This is a genomic window from Oceanobacillus caeni (assembly GCF_042678465.1).
Classification (GTDB): domain Bacteria; phylum Bacillota; class Bacilli; order Bacillales; family Amphibacillaceae; genus Oceanobacillus; species Oceanobacillus caeni.
In genome coordinates this window covers 1-1,553 of the sequence record NZ_JBHTKV010000071.1, presented here as the reverse complement: position 1 = coordinate 1,553, position 1,553 = coordinate 1, and the positions used below count along the sequence as shown (strand labels likewise).

The following is a 1,553-nucleotide window of genomic DNA, read 5'->3' as shown; positions in this document are numbered from 1 at the left end:
TATCACTAGTGTTGCATAAAGTTTTCAGGAAAAAGTCAAGCGAAACCTTTTGTGTCAATATTATTAATAATAGGAATTTTCACTATAAAAATCCATAAAAAAACCTTATAATTAGGGTATGGTAGTCCTGTCCAAATCCCTAACTATAAGGAGCTCACATGGACAATCATACCATAAAAACTGTATTCAAGGAATACATTCATCCATTAGATTCGAAAGTAATACAAAAAATGCTTGATCACGCTCAAATTGATAAATATGTCAAAAAGCTTGATGTACTTACATTTATGAATACATTTATTTATGCGCAGTTGAAGCAACTAGATAACCTTCAGCGGATAAGTGACACGATAAAACGCAAGAAAACTGTCCAAAGATTAGTTGGCATAGAAAGCATTAGTAAATCACAGCTTTCCCGAAAAAATGGGGATATACCATCCGAGATTTTCCAGGTTATCCTACATCATTTAATTCAAAAACTTCACCATATACTTGGACCAAAAACGGCAGGCAAAGCACTTGGAAAGCTTCATCTGATTGATTCATCAACGATTTCGATGTGCCTTAGTCAATATGAATGGGCAGATTTTCGAGATACAAAATCGGGTGTGAAAATGCATACTTCCATTACTTTTTGCGAGGGCATTTCTTACCCAAATGAAGTCATTCTCACACCTGCAAGACCTGCAGATGAAACACAGCTAGATTCATTAATCGTATTAGATAAAAACGTTCTTCATGTATTTGACCGAGGCTATTTCAATTTTAAAAAGTTTGATACCTACTGTGCAGAAGGTATTCGATTTGTCACACGAATTAAAACGAACACGGTCGTACATGTCATCGAGGAATTACCGATTGATTCCTCTTCACCGATCACCCGTCATGCGGTAGTAAAGATCGGAAAGATGAAGAACCCGCTGCAACTCGTTGAAACTGTAGACAGTAAAGGAAATCAGATTCGAATTGTGTGTAATGATGCTAAAGTCAGTGCACAGGAAATGAGTGATCTCTACCGCAACCGCTGGCAGATAGAATTATTTTTCAAATGGGTCAAGCAGCATATGGTTATTAAAAAACTATATGGAAAAAGCGAAAATGCGGTATATAATCAAATCTATTTGGCAATGATTTCTTTCTGTTTAACCCTTTTAATGAAAAACAAAATTGGCTATAAAGGGACCTTGCTGGAAATGTTGCGTTGGATACGGGATTTCTGTTCTCACTCCATCACAACCCTTATCTCTAAAGTATTCAAGGAACCTGAGCGATCATCCCGTGGCCGACGAAGGCTTGATCACGAAAAGGTCTTTCAAGTAACTGTTGCACAATACGAATTAGGAGATGTTTTGCTCTTAGACGATTTAACCTATGACCCGATTATTTAAAAATATTATATAATATTCAAAAAATGGATGAAGGACTACCTTTAGATCCCTGTTATCTTTTTTTCATAAATTAAATATAATATATATCAGAAAATTTCAACATTCAAATCAAAGACACAAATTAAATGGTTGACTTCTATAATTATTTTTTATGCAACGCTAGTG

The 1,553-nt window shown here is 35.2% G+C and carries 1 protein-coding gene; it reads left to right on the top strand.

All coding sequences use genetic code 11. The features are described from left to right. The first annotated feature begins 158 nt into the window (after positions 1-158). The gene (locus tag ACFQ18_RS18045; protein WP_047185988.1) at positions 159-1,388 is read left to right on the top strand and encodes an IS4 family transposase; all 1,230 of its coding nucleotides are present in this window, start codon (positions 159-161) and stop codon (positions 1,386-1,388) included. Positions 1,389-1,553 lie beyond the last annotated feature (165 nt).